Below are 17438 nucleotides of genomic sequence, written 5' to 3'. Positions count from 1 at the left end.
GTTCAAGTTTCAGGTTTCAAGTTGATCACTTCCGCAGCTCGTCGAGCGCCTGCTTAAGATGGCCTTCCATCACGTCCTTGCTGACGTAGGCGTCGCCGATCTTGCGCAGGAGGACGAAGCGGATCTTGCCGTTCTCGAATTTTTTATCCATGCGGGCGATGCGCATGATCTCCTCGTTGTCGAGGTCATCGGGAAGTTTCACGGGCAGGTCGCAGAGCTTGAGCAGCGTCACGATGCGTTCGTAGTCCTCGCTGGTGAGGTCGGAGATTTGAGCGGAGAGCCACGCAGCGGCACGCAGGCCCAGACTGATGGCCTCGCCGTGCAGTAGTCTGCCGTAACCGGCTGCGGCTTCAATGGCGTGGCCCAAAGTGTGACCAAAATTGAGCAGCGCTCGCGTGCCGATGGTTTCGTACTCATCGGCTTCGACGATGACCGCCTTGATGGCGATGTTGCGGCGGATGAGGCCGACGATGTCACCTTTGCCTGCGGCGATGTCCTCGATGGCCTTGAACATGGAGGCATCGCGGATGCAGGCGTGCTTGATGATTTCAGCAAAACCTTCGTTCCATTCGCGTGTCGGGAGTGAGCTGAGCGTGTCGAGATCGGCGATGACATGCACGGGCTGGTGGAAGACACCGACCATGTTTTTGGCGTCAGGCAGGTTCACGCCGGTTTTGCCACCGACGGAGCTATCGACTTGTGACAGCACGGTGGTGGGCACCTGAACGTAGGGAATGCCGCGTTGATAAATCGAGGCGCAGAAACCGGCGAGATCGCCGATGACACCGCCGCCGAGGGCGACGACGAAGCTTTTGCGGTCCAAGCCGAAGCGCACCATCTCGCTGAGCACGGATTGACTCCAGGTCAGCGATTTGGACGACTCACCCGCAGGCACGGTGATGAGATTCGGCTCCTTGCCGACGGTACGCAGGCTCTGAAGCACGGTCTCAGCGTAAAGAGGGCCGACATTCGAGTCCGTGACGACGGCGCACTTCACGCGGTCCGGCAGCTTCTTGTTTACTTCCTCACCGAGCGTCTTCAACAGGTCGCGCCCCACCTGCACGAGGTAGCTGCGGGGGCCTAGGTTGACGAAGACGGGACGGACTGGCTGGACGGGCGGGGGCATGGAAAGAGTTTGAGGATGCGTGTCAGCGCGTACTCTGTCGTCGGAACGGAATCGAGGCAAATCGTTTGGAAGCAGCGTTCCCGGCGAAACCAGGTGATCTGGCGCTTCGCGTAATGCCGAGTGGCCTGCTGGATAGCGGCGACGGTTTCTGCAAATGACACGTGTCCTGCCAGATGCTCGCGCACTTCACGGATGCCGATGGCTTTTTCAGCGGTGGGTGATAATTCGCCAAGCGCGGCGACCTCGGCGATCAATCCGGCCTCGAACATGGCCACGGTGCGCTGGTTGATGCGGGTGTAGAGTGTTTCGCGGTTCCAGTCGAGAATGACGCCGTTTACTTGCGGTTCTTTTTCTGCAAAGGAACGTCGCAGGCCCGACTGTGGGCGGCCGGTGAGTAGGCAGATCTCCAGCGCTCGCTCAACGTAACGCGGATTGCGCAGATTCACGGTGGTGGCGGCCTCGGGATCGCGCTGGATCAGCCAGACGATTTTCTCGCCAGGACTGAGCTGCTTGAAATGCTCTCGCAGCCTGGGAGAAGCGGCGGGTAGGGGAGAGAGGCCGTGCGTCAGCGCCTTGATGTAAAGCCCCGAGCCCCCGACGACGATGGGAATTCGGCCACGCGCTGCGATGTCTGTGATCACCGGCATGGCGAGCGCGTGATAGCGCTGAGCATCACAGGATTCATTGAGCGGCAGCACGCCGTAAAGATGGTGCGGCACGCGTGCCATCTCGGCTGCGGAGGGTTTGGCCGTGAGGATGTCCATGCCTGCATAGAGCTGGAAGGCGTCCGCATTGACTATCTCCCCGCCGATCTGCTCCGCGAGAGCCGCTGCCAGCGCAGATTTGCCGGAGGCGGTAGGTCCAACAATGAGGATGGTGCTGGGAGGAAGCATGTCCTGCTTTCTTGTGAACTTGCAGCCTATTCACCGCTGTACCAGCACGCTGGCAGCGGGTAATGCGGCTTGAAGCAACTGTCCTGATCCAAAGGATGTGGAAAGGCCGTCGCAGGCGAAGGGTTCACCACCCGGTCCTTGCGCAGAAAGGTGAACTCAGCCACGGGCGGGATTTCCAGCCCGCCTTTGTTTAAGGGCGGGAAGGTGTTGTTTGGGTGGATGTGAACGCAGGTGTGGGTCTGCAACAGTTTTTCAAACGCCTTCGAGGCCAGGAGAAAGAACGGGAAGTTCCACATCTGGTCGAGCCGGTGAAACTCCACGGTGATGATCCTCAGCCGGCTCATGAGCCCCTTCGACATGCTCAAAAACGCCTCGTACTCATAGCCTTCGATGTCCATCTGGAGCATCAAATCGCTGTTTGGCTTCAACGCCGCCGCATCCACCCAGTCATCCATGGAGATGAACTCCGCGCTCGACACCGCCCCGATGTGTTTCTTCGTGAATTGACAGCGACGATCCAACGCGGCGCTGATCTCGACGGTGTTGTCGGCCATGTGGACTTTCATTCCCCGATCCGCGCAGTCTTTTTCAAAGCCGGATACATTTCCGACCCCCGGCGAGAACAGGGCCTCAATACCTGCCAGATCATCGGGAACCAAGTACCCACCGTCCCCAGGCGGCCCCAGACGAATCAAACCTTTGTTCTGGTGTATCGGGTGCAGCGTGCTGATGAAGGAGCGCAGCGTGCCCTTGTCTGTCATGGCGGACGGAAAAGCTCCCGCCGGGGCGAGAAGATGAATCATCAGGCGCTTGAGTTGTGATCGCATCAGAGTGGCAGCCATGATGGGTCAGAAACCATGCCTGGGCAATGCGGTCTTTCCGACCACGATCAGACTTGAGACGCGATTTCCAAGCCACATTTAGTCCTCGCCCCGGCTTGTTTTGGAAAGCGGCCTACTTCTGCTTCGCTTCGTAGCCTGGCAGCGGCTTTCCGTTCTCGTCGAGCTTGCCGCAGGCCCAGAGCAGGCCACGAGTGATGAGATCAAGGTACACCGGGTCCTGCATGGTGGCATTGCCGTGCCCAAGTGTGGTGCCGAAGACGCGGCCGTTGCCGTACTGGTTCGTCCAGATGACGTGGTGGTCTTTCTTCGTGTCCTCACCAAAGGCGGTGGCCAGTGGCACGAAGTTCTCCCAGAGCTTTTCGTTCTTGTAGAGTTCGTCCTTCGGGTTGAGCCACTCTTTGGGAAAAGCCTTCATGATCGGATGCTCCTGGGCCACGTTGCGCACTTTGAGATCGCGGTTCTTTTCGTGGCTCATCGAGGTCTGGCCCAGGCATTTACGCCACTCGTCGGTCTTGGCCGTGCGGTAGCTGTGCGTGGAGCAGTGCAGCATCACGGCGGGCACGCCGTCAAAGTGCGCCTTGGCGATGCCATCGACAAACGCCACGTCCGTCACCGCGCCGAAGCATTCGTTGTGAACGACCACGTCATACTTTTTCGCCCAGCCTGCTTCCTTGTAGATGCTGATCTGATGCGTGCGGTCATCCTTCACGCGTGCTTCTTCATGCACGATGGTGAACTCGACATTCGCCCGCGCGCTGATGCCCTCGCTGAGGATCAGCTTCTGGTTTTCGTAATCATGGCAGCAGCCGCCGCAGACCATGAGGACTTTGAGCGGTTTCACGTCTTCGGCGAAGACGCCGGAGGCAAACAGGCAGATGAGGGAGAGAAGGAAGAGCAAGGTTGGGCGCATGGCGGCAGCATTATCGTCAGGTGATGACTTTTTCTCCCAAAATTCTGTTTTTTCGGCTAAGCATGCCGCCCTCTCATGAAAATCGTTCTTCTCGACGCCCATACCGCAAACCCTGGCGACCTGTCCTGGCAGCCGCTCGAAGCCATCGCCTCCTGCGAGGTGCATCCGCGTACGCTGCTGGATCAAACCGTGGCTCGTTGTGCCGGTGCGGAGATCGTGATCACCAACAAGGCACCGTTGACGCGTGAAATCATCGCCGCGCTGCCAGATTTGAAATACATCGGTGTCACGGCGACGGGCTTCAACATCGTCGATGTCGTGGCAGCGAAGGAACGCGGTATCGTCGTGACGAATGTGCCGGGTTACAGCACACCAGCGGTGGCGCAGCATGTGATCGCGCTGATGTTGGAGCTGACGAACCACGTCGGTCATGCGGCGAAAAGCGTGGAGCAAGGCGGCTGGGTGAAGTGCCCGGATTTTTGCTACTGGGATCATCCGATCATCGAATTGGCCGGACGCACGCTTGGAATCATCGGTTATGGTGAAATCGGCAGCGCCGTGGCGCGCATCGGTGTGGCCTTTGGCATGAAGGTGCTCGCATCGAAGCGCACCTGGAAGGAACCGTCGCCCGCAGGGGTCCAAGCTGCCGAGATCGACGACATTTTCCGCCAGTCGGACGTGATCAGCCTGCACTGCCCGCTGACCGATGCCACGAAGCATCTGATCGGCGAGCGCACGCTCGGTTTGATGAAACGTGAAGCATTTTTGATCAACACCGGCCGTGGTCCGCTCGTGGATGAGGCCGCATTGGCGAAGGCATTGGACGAAGGCCGCATCGCTGGAGCCGGACTCGATGTGCTGTCGGTTGAGCCTGCGAAAGCGGACAATCCACTGCTCAATGCGAAAAACTGCCTCATCACCCCGCACGTCGCCTGGGCCAGCCGCGAATCACGCTCCCGCCTCATCGACATCACCGCCGCGAACTTGAAAGCGTTCTTGGCGGGTAAGCCGGTGAATGTGGTAAACGGGTAGTAGGAGGATCAGAGCGCCGCGATGATCGCGTCGCCGATTTCTTTGGTGTTCACCTTCTTCGTGCCGGGGGCACCGCTGAAGATGTCTCCGGTGCGGAGGCCGGCGTCGATGACTTTTTTGACGGCGGTATCGATCTGGAGGGCTTCTTTTTCGAGGCCGAGGGAGAAACGCAGCAGGAGGGCGACGGAGAGGATCTGGGCGATGGGGTTGGCGATGCCCATGCCGGCGATGTCGGGGGCGGTGCCGCCGCTCGGTTCGAAGAGGCCGAAGTAGAGGCCGTCGCCTTTCGGTTTGCCGAGGCTGGCGCTGGCGAGCATGCCGAGGGAGCCGCAGATCATGGCCATTTCGTCGCTGAGAATGTCGCCGAAGAGGTTTTCGGTGACGAGCACGTCGAAGCTGCGCGGGGCTTTGATGAGCTGCATGGCGGCGTTATCGACGTAGAGATGCGCGAGGGTCACGTCGGGGTATTCCTTGGCGACTTCGACCATCGTTTCGCGCCAGAGGACGGAGTTGGTAAGGACGTTGGCCTTGTCCACGCTGGTGACGTGCTTGCGACGGAGTTGCGCGGCCTTGAAGGCGACGTGGGCGATGCGGACGATCTCGCTCTTTTTGTACACCATGGTGTCGATGACCTCGATGTCGCCATCGGGCAGCGTGGTGCGGCTCTTCGGCTGGCCGAAGTACATGCCGCCGGTGAGTTCACGCACGCAGAGCACGTCGAAGCCGCCTTCGACGAGGTCCGGGCGGATGGGGGACGAGGAAGTGAGGGCAGGGTGGCAGATGCCGGGGCGCAGGTTGGCGAAGAGGCCGAAATGTTTGCGCAGGGGGAGGAGAGCGCCGCGTTCGGGCTGCTCGTTCGGCGGGAGTTTTTCCCACTTCGGACCGCCGACGGAGCCGAACAAGATGGCGTCGCTGGCTTCACAGGCGGCGACGGTTTCAGCGGGGAGGGCCTTGCCCACGGCGTCGATGGCGGCACCGCCGACGAGCTGGTGGTTGTATTCGAAGGTGAGGCTGGAACGGGCGGCGACGGCGTCGAGGACTTTGAGCGCCTCGGCCATGACTTCAGGGCCGATGCCGTCTCCGGGGAGGACTGCGAGTTTGAAAGAGCGTGACATAAAAGGGGCGAGTTTATGGATGAGGATCGGGGGTGTGGCAAGCGCCGGGATTGGGGCCGCAGAGAGCAAAAACTTGTTCACAAAGGCCAAAACTTCCCCTTGCCAAAAAAGGCTTCTATGGTTCCTTCGCGGCCCCACATCCCAGAAACACACACCGCCTGACAAGTTGTCCGGCCATTCAATCCCACCATGAGCGAAGCCACCACCATCGATTCCACTTCTTTCAAGATCCACGACAAGGATACCGGCAGCGCCGACGTCCAGGTGGCTCTCCTGACGAAGCGGATCAATGACCTCACGCAGCACCTTGCCGCGCATCAAAAAGATCACTCCACACGTCGCGGCCTTCTCCAAATGGTCGCACGTCGTCGCAAACTGCTCGACTATCTCAAGCTGACCGCCAACGAGCGTTATCAGACCCTCCTCAAGAGCCTCGGTCTGCGTCGCTAACCTCCCAATTTACCGAAGGGTGATGCCAAGTGCATCGCCCTTCGTGTTTCTAGCTTAGAGCAAAGGGCCAAGAGCAGAGAGTCACTTTCAGGACGCATGATCGTCCATGAACTTTGGCGTATCCGCATCTGCCCGGCTCACTCGGATCACCAGAGCACGTCTCTCAGCTCTCAGCCTTTCGCGGCTAATCCTCCCTTTCCCCTAACACACAAACCAACACACACACGCCAACCTATGGCCATACACAAAGTAACCGCCGCCCTCGGACAGGGCACCATTGAAATCGAAACCGGCAAGTTTGCCAAACTTGCTGATGGAGCCGTCACCGTTCGTCTCGGCGACACCATCGTCATCGTCACCGCCGTCTCCGCCACGAAAGTGAAGGACGGCCAAGACTTCTTCCCCCTCAGCGTTGAGTACAAGGAAAAAGCATCCGCCGCAGGCCGCTTCCCCGGTGGCTACTTTAAGCGCGAAGGCCGCCCGACCGAGAAGGAAATCCTCACCTGCCGCATGACGGATCGGCCATTGCGTCCGTTGTTCCCGAAAGGCTACTATTACGACACTCAGATCGTCGCCCTGCTCCTCAGCGCGGATGGCGAAAACGATCCTGACATCCTCGCGATCAACGGCGCGTCCGCCGCTCTTTGCGTTTCCGACATTCCGTTTGCAGGCCCAGTGGGCGCTGTGCGCGTCGGCCGCCTTAATGGCGAGTTCGTTGCCAATCCAACCCAGTCGCAGCGTCTCGATAGCGACCTTGACCTCGTCTATGTCGGCAATGCCACGGACGTGATCATGATTGAAGGTGCCGCCAACGAACTGCCAGAAGCAGAATTCGTCAAAGCGCTGCACTACGCTCAAAGCGAAGTCACCAAGATCGTCGCCGCCCAGGTCGAACTGGCCAAGCTCGCTGGCAAAACCAAGCGCGAAGTTCCTCTCATGCTCGTCAAAGATGAGCTGCTCGAAATCGCCTACCAGATCGCGGGCGACCGCATCGAAGGCGCTCTCTACCAGCCTTCCAAGGTTGCTCGCGGCAAGGCCGTCGGCGCTTTGAAGGACGAAGTGGAAACCGCCATCAAGGCCGCCTTCCCTGCCGCCACCAACTTCGAAATCAGCCAAGCCTTCGACTACCTCCAGAAGAAAGCCTTCCGCATCAGCATTCTCGACAAGAAGAACCGCTGCGACGGCCGTGGTCTCGACGATCTGCGCACGCTCTACGGCGAAGCCTCCGTGCTTCCCCGCACGCATGGTTCCGCCATCTTCTCGCGTGGCGAAACGCAGGCGCTCGCCATCGCGACGCTCGCTCCCGCCGATGAAGCCCAGGAAATGGACACCTACGCGGGTGGCCCAGAGTCGAAGCGCTTCATTCTGCACTACAACTTCCCTCCGTTCTCCGTCGGTGAAACCGGCCGCTTCGGCGGTCAGAATCGTCGCGAAATCGGTCACGGCGCCCTTGCTGAGCGTTCCATCGCTCCCGTCATTCCAGCGAAGGAAGTCTTCCCTTACGCCATGCGCGTGAGCAGCGAGGTCATGGAGTCCAACGGCTCCACCTCGATGGCCTCCGTGTGCTCCGGCGTCATGGCGCTCATGGACGCAGGCGTGCCGCTGATCCGCCCTGTGGCTGGCATCAGCGTCGGTCTCGTCTCCGAGTTCGACTCCAGCGACAAGATGTCCCGCTACCTCACGATGATCGACATCCTGGGCAGCGAAGACCACTTCGGCGACATGGACTTCAAGCTTTGCGGTACCAGCGAAGGTGTGACTGGCTACCAGCTCGATCTCAAGCTCCCCGGCATCCCTTTGAGCATCCTTGAAGAAGCCGTGATCAAGGCCAAGAGCGCCCGCACGACGATTCTCTCGGCCATGCACGCCGCCATCAGCGAAATCAAGCCGCTGAGCAAGTATGCCCCGCGCATCGAGATCATCAAAATCAACCCTGACAAGATCGGTGAACTCATCGGTCCTGGCGGCAAGAACATCAAGGCCATCCAGGCCGAGTCCGGCGCTGAAATCAGCATTGAGGACGACGGCACCGTGTACGTTTATTCCAACCGCAAGGAAGGCATCGAACGCGCGATCGAAATGATCAGCGGCACCTCCCAGGAAATCGAAGTCGGCAAGACGTACACCGGCAAGGTCGTCAGCACGACGAACTTCGGCGCCTTCATGAACCTCGGCGGCAAGAAAGACGGTCTGATCCACATCAGCGAACTCGCCGACTTCCGCGTCAACCGCACCGAAGACGTCGTCAAGACCGGCGACATCGTCACCGCCAAGTGCGTCGGCATCGACGACAAAGGCCGCATCAAGATGAGCCGCAAGGCCGCGATGAAGGAAAAGGACGCTGCTGCCGCCGCTGGCGAAGCCGCGCCTGCCGAAGACGTGGGCTAAGCCTCACCTGCCACTTCATCCAAACCACGAAGGGGCCGCGTCATGCGGCCCCTTTTTTGTGCTGTCGCCGAATTCATGCCTCATTTCCTCACATAGCGGGCCACCATGAAGTTGTAGTAGGGCAGTCCGAAATAGAGATACCAGTTGCGGTCGCCGTAGCGTTTGAGTTCGAACTCCGCCATCTCCTTGAGCGTGTCGTTGAGAAACTTGAGGCCGCTTTCCTGACCTCCGTCATACTTTTCGTAAAAGCCGGCCTTGGATTTGTTCATCGGGTCATTTGGGTCGGCCTTGGACTTGGCCCAGTAGAGGCCGGCGATGGCGCTGAACCCACCGGCGGAGTCCGCCAGTTCCTCCAGTCGTTTGGTTTTAAGCTCGGTCTGCTTGAGCACAACGTAGTTGCCTTCGAGATGGGTCTTGGCCTTGTTGATTTTGCCCTGCAAATCGCGGAAGGCTCCATAGGCCTCGGGTGAAATGCTGCCGTCTCCCGACGCACGGGAGGGCAGAATGGGCAGGCCGGGTGGCGAATAATCCGGCTGGAGAAACTTTTCGCGCGGATCAATGATCTCAAAGGCTTCCAGCAGGTTCAGCGTGGTCTGTAACAGGCTGGCGATGTCCACATTCGCTCCCTTGAAGCCTTTCTCCTCAAGGCTTTTGATGTCGATGGGACTGTTGAAGTCGATTTTGCCTTCGGTGATGGTTTTAATAGCTTCCGTGATCTCTTTGAACTTGTCGATGTGCCCCTGGATCTGCTCGGCGTGGCGCGCATCCTGGTCCGCGTCTGCGACGGGCCGGGGGCGGATGTCGATGTTTTCCTCCTGTGGGTAAGCAGGGGTGAGAACCAGGAGGAATGGCAGCAGGATCAGTGGCACCCGGTCTTTCATCTGCTGTCCCCGGAACATCAGCACGGCGATCACCATGAGCACGACGAAAATGCCTGTCAGCAACACGGTCGTCATGGAGCCACCGCCAGCCTTCTCAGGTGCGGCTGTGGTGATCTCATGTGGTGGAGAGATGTCCGACATCGGTTGCACAGGGCTAGGCGGAGGCAGGATGATCTGCGGCCCGCGCCAGACGGAGAGCTGGTAGGCGGCCCCTTTGTCACCCGTGACCGCAAACTTGATGTCTTCTCCGGTGCGGAAGCTCTGGGTGGCAATGCCGCTGGCATCAGTGTCTTTGACAAACAACTCGCCGCTGTCCTTGAAAGCACGGATGCGCAGCGGCTTCGTTTTATCCTGCGCGGTCAAGGTGATCACCACCGGCGCGTTGAGCTGGTTGTTCATCAATTTGAAGTGAACACCCGCAGGCGTGGTTCTGCCACCGATGGTGGAGAATGTGCCGGACGCAACGCGCGGATCCTTGACCGGTTCGATCTCCCAGTAAGTGGTCTGTGCGATGCCCGGCGTTTCCAGCATTGCGCATGCAAGGAGACCGGTCATGACGACAAGCATGTTCCGCAGGAGTTTGCTGCGCAAGATGGCGTTCATAAGCGTGAAGGCGGCTGTTGATGGCTTATTTTGCGTCCAGCGTGAGCTCGCTCAAGGTGTTGGCTTTGATCTCGACCTCTTGCTCGGCTATTTTCTGGCCTTCACTGCGAACGACCAGCGCTTTGCCAGCGGGCAGGGCGATTTTGAAATTTTGATCGTAGGAGTAGCTGAGCTTCTTGCGGTTTCCCTCGGCATCCTGCGGGCCGTAGATGTCCCAGCCGCCTGGAGTGCTGGAACTGAGCTTGAGCGTGCCTGCGTTCAAATTGACGGCCTTGGGGATCATCTTGCCGCCGATGACTTCAACTTCGTTCCTGGCCACCACACCGCCACGCGTGACGGTGACGAGGTATTTGCCCGCGATGAGACGGAATTTAGGCTGTGAATCGTAGCTGTAAGCCACCTTGGGTCGTTCACCCTCCGCATTGGGTTCGCCAAAGACATCCCAGGAGAGACCATCGGGCGCAGGATCGGCTCCCTCGGCCATCACCGCCGTCGCCGCGATTGTGCCGGCATTCATAATGACCGCGATTTCCTTGAGCTTGCCAGCAGCGACCTCGATTTCTTGTTTAACTGTGGCATTGCCCCAGGCCACTTGGGCGAGGTATTTTCCAGCAGGAAGGCTCAACGTGGGTTGCGCTTCGTAACTGTACCCGGCCTTGGGATGGGTGCCTTCAGCGTCAGCAGCACCGAAGATGTCCCAGGCGAGATCCTTGGAGATCGGTTCAGCTCCCTCAGTCGCGAGAGCGGAGAGTTTCACGCGGCCAGCACCCAAGATGATGGTCTTTTCAAGGGTGGCCCCGGCCTTGATCTCGACCGTTGCAGTGCCCTTGGCATTGCCAACAACGGCTTGGACGAGGAACTTGCCCGCCGGAAGGCTCAGCGTTGGCTGCGCGTCGTAACTGTAGGCCGCTTTTAGGCGATTGCCCTCAGCGTCGGCCTCGCCAAAGACATCCCAGGCCACATCCTTGGCAACGGGTGTGCCGCCTTCCTCCATGACGACGGCAAGCTTGAGTTTGCCGCTGCCAATGAGCACCACGATGTCCTGGGTCTCTCCAGCCTTCACCTCGACTTCCATCTGCCCCTTGGCGTTGCCGTAAGCGACGGTCACGAGGCATGGACCGGATGGCAGGGTGAGTTTAGGCTGGGCGTCGTAGCTGTAGCCAAGTTTTTTGCGCTGACCTTCGGCGTCTGGCGGCGTGTAAATGTCCCAGGCAAGGTCTTTGGTGATGGGCGGCTGACCTTCCGCACTGATGGCGCTGAGTTTGAGATTGCCGCTGCCGAGGATGACTTTGACTTCCTGCGGCGGGCCTTCTTTGACCACCACGTCCACACTGGCGCTGGCATTGCCGCGCACGGCTTTGAGCAGGTAGGTGCCGGCGGCGACTTTGAGGAAAGGTTTGGCCTCGTAGCTGTAACCGAACTTCACCCGATTGCCCTCGGCGTCGGCCGGGCCGTAAAGATCCCACGACACATCTTTCTCAAAGGCTGTGCCGCCTTCTTTGTCATAGGCGACAGCCTTCAGGCCTGTTTCGGAGAAAACCACCTCCTTGGTGACGGTTTCGCCTTCCTTCAGGCTCGCGTCGAGCTCGAGAACCTTGCCGTTCAACTTCGCGCTGATCGTGTATTTGCCTGCTTTCGGCAGTTCAACGCTCCAGCGGCCTCCAGTGCCGTTGAAGAGGGCTTTTTCGTCCGCACCCTCGCCGAACACCTCAAAAGAGACGCCAGTGATGAGCTCGCCACCGGAGGATTTCTTGGCTTCTACGACCAGCGTTGTCACCGGCTTCGCCACCTGCTTCATCGCCACTTCCAGCGAAGATTTGAGGGACGCGGCATCCTTCGCCGCGAGATACATCCCGCCGGTTTTTTTTGCCAGGCACTCCAGCCCCGAGGATTCCCCTGGCTTGAGGTCGAAACCGATGACGTGGCAGGTGAAATCAATGCCGAGGCGCTCCAGTTCTTCCGCCGCCATGCAGGGATCTTTGTCGCAGGTCTCCACGCCGTCGCTGACCAGGATCACAGAGGCCTTGGCCTCCTCAAACTTCAAATACTTGGCCGCTTGGATGACGGCGGCGGTGAGAGGCGTCTTGCCTTTGGGTTCCAGTGCGGCCACGGCTTTCAAGATGGCCGCAGAACTGCCAGCCTGCGGTGGCACCAGCAGTTCGATGTCCTCGCAGTCGCCTTTTTTGCGATGGCCGTAGGCCATCAGGCCGAGTTCCATCGAAGGATCAGCCGTGCCGACAATGTCGCTGACGGCTTTTTTTGCGATGTCGATCTTCACACCGCCGGGCACTTGGCCGTACATGCTTCCTGAGGCGTCAAAGACGATGATCGCCTTTGAAGGGGCTGCTGTCTGCTGGGCGACAGTCGCCGTGGTTCCGATGAGCATCACCCATCCTGTCAACACACTGGTAAGAATACGTTTCATAAGCTGATTCCCTCGTTGGTTGAACCTGACGCAAGGATGCTGTCAGAAAAGAGCCTCAAAGTCTTGTTCAAAATGCAGGCTTTTTGGCCGCGAAACGGCTTGGCGATTGCCGGGTGAGTTTGTCGTCGAAAACCTTGCCATTGGCGTGCTGTTCTGGCAGAACCGTCTGTACCAACATTTCACCACCATGACCTCACGTCGTTCCTTCATCACTCAGTCCGCTCTTGCCTTCACCGCTCTTTCCGCCAGCCGCGTTTTAGGCGCGAATGAAAAGATTCGCATCGCCTCCATCGGCCTGGGCGGGCAGGGGATGGGGAATGCGAGCCGCATGGCGAAAGTGCCGGGTGTGGAGATCGCGTATCTGTGCGATCCTGACACGGCGGCCTTGGACAAGGCCAAGAAGGTGTATCCGCAGGCGAAGACGACGCAGGATCTGCGCAAGGTGATGGAGGACAAGGACATCGACGCCGTCATCGTCTCCACGGGCAACCACTGGCATGTACTGGCATCCATTTGGGCGCTGCAAGCTGGGAAGGATGTGTATGTGGAGAAGCCGGTCTCCCACAACATCTGGGAAGGCCGCAAGCTGGTGGAAGCGGCGCGGAAGTACAACCGCATCGTGCAAGGCGGCACGCAGCAGCGCAGTGATCCGCTGCAGGATGAGATCAAAGGATTCCTCGATGCGGGCACGATCGGCAAGATCAAGTATGTGCGCTGCAATCATTACAGCATGCGTGCGACCATCGGCAAGCAGGCGGAGCCGCTGGCACCGCCATCCACGGTGAACTACGACCTGTGGCTTGGCCCGGCGAAGGATGAGCCGATCTTCCGCCAAAAGTTCCACTACGACTGGCATTGGGACTGGAACACTGGCAACGGCGAAATGGGCAACTGGGGGCCGCACATCCTGGACGATCTGCGCAACGTCGTCTTCCGCGACAAAGTCACGCTGCCGAAGCGTGTCATCGCCGGTGGCGGTCGTTTCGCTTGGGATGACGCGGGCGAGACGCCGAACACGCACTTCGCCTACATGGACACGGGCGACATCCCGGTGATCGTCGATTTCCACAATCTGCCGCGCCAGAAGGGCATCAAGGCACCAGATGTTTATCTGCGCCGTCGCACGGGCGCTTTCCTGATCATCGAGTGTGAAGGCGGTTACTACACGGGCAGTCGTGGCGGTGGCACGGCCTATGACGCCGAAGGCAAGAAACTGCACACCTTCAAAGGCGACGGAGGCAAGACGCACGCGGCCAATTTCATCGCCGCCATCCGCAGCCGCAAACAAGCGGAGCTGAAGGCCGAGATCGAAGCCATTCATTACTCCAGCGCGTGGTGCCATCTGGGCAATCTGTCTTATCGCCTCGGTCAGAAATACAACCGCGAGCAGGCCGAGGCAGCCGTGAAGGATTTCCAGCCTTGGAACGACGTGATCGCCGATTTCCACGAGCATCTCGTCAAAAACGAGCTCGATGCCGCCACACTCGACATCAAGATGGGCCCAATGCTGGAGCTCGATGCCGCGAAGGAAACCTTCATTGGTGAAACGGCGACTCCTGAAGCTCTCGCGTTGCTCACGCGTGAGTATCGCGCGGGCTATGAGGTGCCGCAGGCGGTGTGAGTGCCATGTCGATGTCTCGCTGAATCTGGGCCTTGAGTTCTTCCAGGCCGTTGAACTTCATTTCCGGGCGCAGAAGTCGCGTGAAGCGCACTTCGAGATCCTGGCCGTACAGATCGCCGCTCCAGTTGGGAAAGTGGATTTCGAGCGTCGGATCGGCGTTTTCAGCGACGGTGGGCCTGCGTCCAAGATTGGCGACGGCAGGCAGCCATTCGGTGCCGATCCGTGCCTGCACGGAGTACACGCCCAGCGGCGGCAGTTGTTCGTTTTCGACGGCGACATTGGCCGTGGGAAAGCCAAGCTGGCGGCCGAGGTGCTGGCCTTCAACCACCGTTCCAAAGACGGAGTGCTCGCGGCCAAGAAATTGCGCCGCTTTGGCGAAATCACCTTTGGAAACCGCCTCGCGGATGAGAGTGCTACTGACAACATCGCCGTCGATTTTCAGCGGCGGGACTCCATAGACGGCAAAATCGTGCTGCTGGCCCAGTTCCATCAGCAGGTGGATGTTTCCTTCACGCTGGTGGCCGAAACTCCAGGTGTAGCCGACGGAAATGCAGCCCAAGGGCCTGGCGGCTGCCACCAACCGTCCGATGAAGTCACGCGCGGGGGTTTTGGCGGTCTCAGCCGTGAAAGGGCAGGCCAGCAGGCAGGGGATGCCGAGTTGGGACAGGATGAGCTGCTGATGACGCGGGCCGCAGAGGAGTTTCGGCGCTGTGCCGGGACGCAGCACCTGCGCGGGGTGCGGATCGAAGGTGACGACAACGGCGGTGCCGTGGTGTTGGGTCGCATGCTCCTGGGCGGCGCGGATCACCTCCTGGTGGCCGAGGTGCAGTCCGTCGAAAACGCCGACCGCGAGCGCCAGCGGGCCGGGAAGGGTGGAAAGAGCCTCAATGGAGCGGAGAACCTGCATGCTTGGGGCGGGAGATTTAGCCGGGGTGCCTGCGGACCGCAAGACGAAGGCCGCTCCAAGCCGGTTTGATTACTTCAGGTTGCTCAGTGTGCTCCAGAAGGAGGCGAGGATGGTCTTCTTTTCGGCTTTCAGGGTGCTGGCGACGTCGGTGTGGGAGCTGCCGATCAGGGTGTTCATCACTTCGCCGTAAGCAGGCATCGAGGACCAGCCGAGGGTGATTTCTTCGTTTTTTGCAGTGGAGTAGGTGGTGTTTGTTTTCATATGATTCGTAGATTTGAGAGTTTCGAGGTGATTTAGGCGGTGAGTTTCAGATTTGAATGAACTTTGGTTTACGAGTGTGAGAATCGAGTCGCGAAAATGAGAATCACATGCCGACAGGATGACGAGGGCTGAAACCAGCATAGCTGCGGCCCTTGGTGCGCCAGCGTGGGCCTTCGCCAGTGACCTGGCCGGAGGTGTCCATGCGAAGACCGCAGACAGTCATGAAAACATGCTCGCCAGGCTTCACCCAGATGGTGATGAAGCGGCCCTCGCCAGCCTGGCCGTAGTTGGCGAACTCCTTGCTGGACAGGCAGCGGTTCAGCAATCCTGCCTTGATCAGGACATAAGAAGTGCTGCTGGAGCAGTCATAAGCGCTGTCCTCAATGTTGCGATGGCCGCCACCGAGCACATAAGGCTTGTTCTGGAGGGTGTTGGCGGCGTAAACGGCGAACTGGAGGGCCTGAGGAGCGGTCTGGCCGACGGAGGCGAAGCGGCCGTCGAAGCGGATCTGAGAATTGCCACCGACGGCAGGGCGGGTGGCGGCAGCGCGTTGAGCTGCGGCGCGCTGGGCGGCAGCCTGCTGCTGGGCGTAATAGTTGGCCCAGGCCTGAGCGTTGGCCTGCTGGGCGTGGTAGGCGGCCCAGGCTTGGGCGTTGGCGGCCTGCTGCTGAGCGTAAGCAGCTTGGGCCTGGGGGGCAGCGTAGTAACCGGCGGCAGAGTAACCGTTCTGAGCGTTCGCGATGGAGGCGACGAGGAGGCTGGCGGCAAGTGCGAGGCGGATGATCGTTTCCATGGCTGCGTAAGTGGTTTTTGTTTCTGCTAGTTTTTATAGCAAAAGCTAGAATCATTGCAACAACCGTTTCAGAAATAACTCATTTATTTGTAAATATGATAAAAACAGCAACAAGTAATTTTGTTAAACTATTGTTTATCAATGAGTTATGTTTTGGTCAAAAATGACCACCGCTCACCAAATTTTGATTTTTTGACTCGAGATGCCTATTCGGGGACGCGAAAAACAGACTTAATGGCCTCGTTTCGATCAAAAGTGTGATAATAATAGAAAAGGCGGCTTTCCTCATTTTCTAATTTCTGTATGCCTCCGGCGTCATTTGAGAATCGCATTCGATGAGTGCTCCGCCTCGCCTATGAGGGGCAGGGAAGGGGAGGTGAATTCCCCTGGCCTGCTCCGTCGACTGGAGCCTTGCCATCTGGGCATGATTTTTCCCGAGATGGGCAAAGGGAGTGTTAAACCGCTGCTTGAGCGGTGGGAAAGTCGGGATCAGTCTTCCCGGTGATCAAAATCCGGGCCGTTGGCCCGGAATTGGGTGCCTCAAGCCTGTTTGGACTTGGGATCTTCGACGAACGATGCCACCGCCAGCAGGATCGCCGCGCAGACGACGCAGGAGTCGGCCACGTTGAACGACGGCCAGGGGTGGAAGGGCGGGAAGCCGAAGTCGAACTTCAAGAAATCGACGACATAGCCGTCGAGAAAGGTGCCGGCGAAAAGATGACCGCCCTCATGTGTGCGGAACAGGCGGTCCGTCAGGTTTCCGAAGACGCCGGAGACCAGCAGCGCCACGGCGAGGCGACTCAGCTTGCCGGGGAAAAGCCCTTTCTGATGCATCACATAGATGAACGTGAGTGCGGCCAGGGAGACGGCGGTGAAGGCGTAGTTCGCGTACTCGGTGCCGTTGAACATGCCGAAGGCCACGCCCGTGTTCGCGGCATGATGCAGCCAGAAGACGCCAGGAATGACTTCCTGCTCGGTTTCATAGAGCCGGAAGTTGGCCACGATCCAGCTCTTGGTGAGCTGGTCGAGGATGTAGAGCGGCAGCGAGAGCAGGAGGAAGAGACGGATCATGAGAGGAAATGACGAACGACGAATTCAGAATGACGAATGGAAGACCGGAAAGGGGAACGAATCGAATCAGAGGCGCATTCGTCATTCGTCATTCGTCATTCGTCATTGGCTCGGCACACG

15 protein-coding genes are annotated in these 17438 nt (G+C 59.1%); 4 read left to right on the top strand and 11 right to left on the bottom strand.

Annotated elements, in window-relative coordinates:
- Positions 1–25 precede the first annotated feature (25 nt).
- The 4 genes from aroB to ACILSI_RS18105 form a co-directional block, all read right to left on the bottom strand.
- Entirely contained in the window at positions 26–1126 is a 1101-nt protein-coding gene (gene aroB / locus ACILSI_RS18120) for a 3-dehydroquinate synthase (RefSeq protein ID WP_395723315.1), read from the bottom strand.
- Complete coding sequence (gene miaA, locus ACILSI_RS18115) at positions 1081–2019, bottom strand: tRNA (adenosine(37)-N6)-dimethylallyltransferase MiaA (RefSeq protein ID WP_395723314.1); 939 nt, start codon at positions 2017–2019, stop codon at positions 1081–1083. Before miaA ends, aroB begins: the two co-directional genes overlap by 46 nt.
- Before the next feature lie 26 nt (positions 2020–2045).
- Positions 2046–2846, bottom strand: a complete 801-nt coding sequence (locus ACILSI_RS18110; RefSeq protein ID WP_395723313.1) for an FkbM family methyltransferase — start codon at positions 2844–2846, stop codon at positions 2046–2048.
- 127 nt (positions 2847–2973) lie between these two features.
- The gene (locus tag ACILSI_RS18105; protein WP_395723312.1) at positions 2974–3771 is read right to left on the bottom strand and encodes a ThuA domain-containing protein; all 798 of its coding nucleotides are present in this window, start codon (positions 3769–3771) and stop codon (positions 2974–2976) included.
- 75 nt (positions 3772–3846) lie between these two features.
- On the opposite strand from ACILSI_RS18105, the gene ACILSI_RS18100 reads away from it, so the two are divergent.
- Positions 3847–4803, top strand: a complete 957-nt coding sequence (locus ACILSI_RS18100; protein ID WP_395723311.1) for a D-2-hydroxyacid dehydrogenase — start codon at positions 3847–3849, stop codon at positions 4801–4803.
- Positions 4804–4811: 8 nt separating this feature from the next.
- Here the strand turns inward: ACILSI_RS18100 and leuB are convergent, their stop codons facing one another.
- Positions 4812–5918, bottom strand: coding sequence for a 3-isopropylmalate dehydrogenase (leuB, locus tag ACILSI_RS18095; protein WP_395723310.1), 1107 nt, complete (start codon positions 5916–5918; stop codon positions 4812–4814).
- Between the two features lie 189 nt (positions 5919–6107).
- Here leuB and rpsO point away from each other — a divergent pair, with 189 nt between their 5' ends.
- A complete protein-coding gene (gene rpsO, locus ACILSI_RS18090; protein ID WP_395723309.1) occupies positions 6108–6368 on the top strand; it encodes a 30S ribosomal protein S15 in 261 nt (86 codons plus the stop codon).
- Between the two features lie 234 nt (positions 6369–6602).
- Complete coding sequence (locus ACILSI_RS18085; protein ID WP_395723308.1) at positions 6603–8756, top strand: polyribonucleotide nucleotidyltransferase; 2154 nt, start codon at positions 6603–6605, stop codon at positions 8754–8756.
- 80 nt (positions 8757–8836) lie between these two features.
- Here ACILSI_RS18085 and ACILSI_RS18080 read toward each other — a convergent pair whose 3' ends face one another.
- Positions 8837–10240 (bottom strand): hypothetical protein, encoded by a 1404-nt coding sequence (locus ACILSI_RS18080; protein WP_395723307.1) that lies wholly within the window; start codon positions 10238–10240, stop codon positions 8837–8839.
- Between the two features lie 25 nt (positions 10241–10265).
- Positions 10266–12665, bottom strand: a complete 2400-nt coding sequence (locus ACILSI_RS18075) for a VWA domain-containing protein (RefSeq protein ID WP_395723306.1) — start codon at positions 12663–12665, stop codon at positions 10266–10268.
- Positions 12666–12852: 187 nt separating this feature from the next.
- On the opposite strand from ACILSI_RS18075, the gene ACILSI_RS18070 reads away from it, so the two are divergent.
- Positions 12853–14286, top strand: coding sequence for a Gfo/Idh/MocA family protein (locus ACILSI_RS18070; protein ID WP_395723305.1), 1434 nt, complete (start codon positions 12853–12855; stop codon positions 14284–14286).
- On the opposite strand, the gene ACILSI_RS18065 is transcribed toward ACILSI_RS18070, so the two are convergent.
- The 4 genes from ACILSI_RS18065 to lspA form a co-directional block, all read right to left on the bottom strand.
- Entirely contained in the window at positions 14240–15193 is a 954-nt protein-coding gene (locus tag ACILSI_RS18065; protein ID WP_395723304.1) for a bifunctional riboflavin kinase/FAD synthetase, read from the bottom strand. The genes ACILSI_RS18070 and ACILSI_RS18065 overlap by 47 nt on opposite strands.
- Positions 15194–15262: 69 nt before the next feature.
- Positions 15263–15454 carry a hypothetical protein gene (locus tag ACILSI_RS18060; RefSeq protein ID WP_395723303.1) on the bottom strand — a complete coding sequence of 64 codons (192 nt, stop codon included), beginning with the start codon at positions 15452–15454 and terminating at the stop codon, positions 15263–15265.
- 103 nt (positions 15455–15557) lie between these two features.
- A complete protein-coding gene (locus ACILSI_RS18055; protein WP_395723302.1) occupies positions 15558–16247 on the bottom strand; it encodes a peptidoglycan endopeptidase in 690 nt (229 codons plus the stop codon).
- Positions 16248–16787: 540 nt separating this feature from the next.
- Positions 16788–17318: a signal peptidase II gene (gene lspA, locus ACILSI_RS18050; RefSeq protein ID WP_395723301.1), complete on the bottom strand. Its 531-nt coding sequence runs from the start codon at positions 17316–17318 to the stop codon at positions 16788–16790.
- Positions 17319–17438: the final 120 nt, after the last annotated feature.

Source organism: Prosthecobacter sp., from assembly GCF_044232965.1.
In the GTDB taxonomy this organism is placed as follows: Bacteria; Verrucomicrobiota; Verrucomicrobiia; order Verrucomicrobiales; family Verrucomicrobiaceae; genus Prosthecobacter.
Note: the sequence above shows the minus strand (reverse complement) of the source record. Positions and strands in the feature narration are given on the sequence as shown.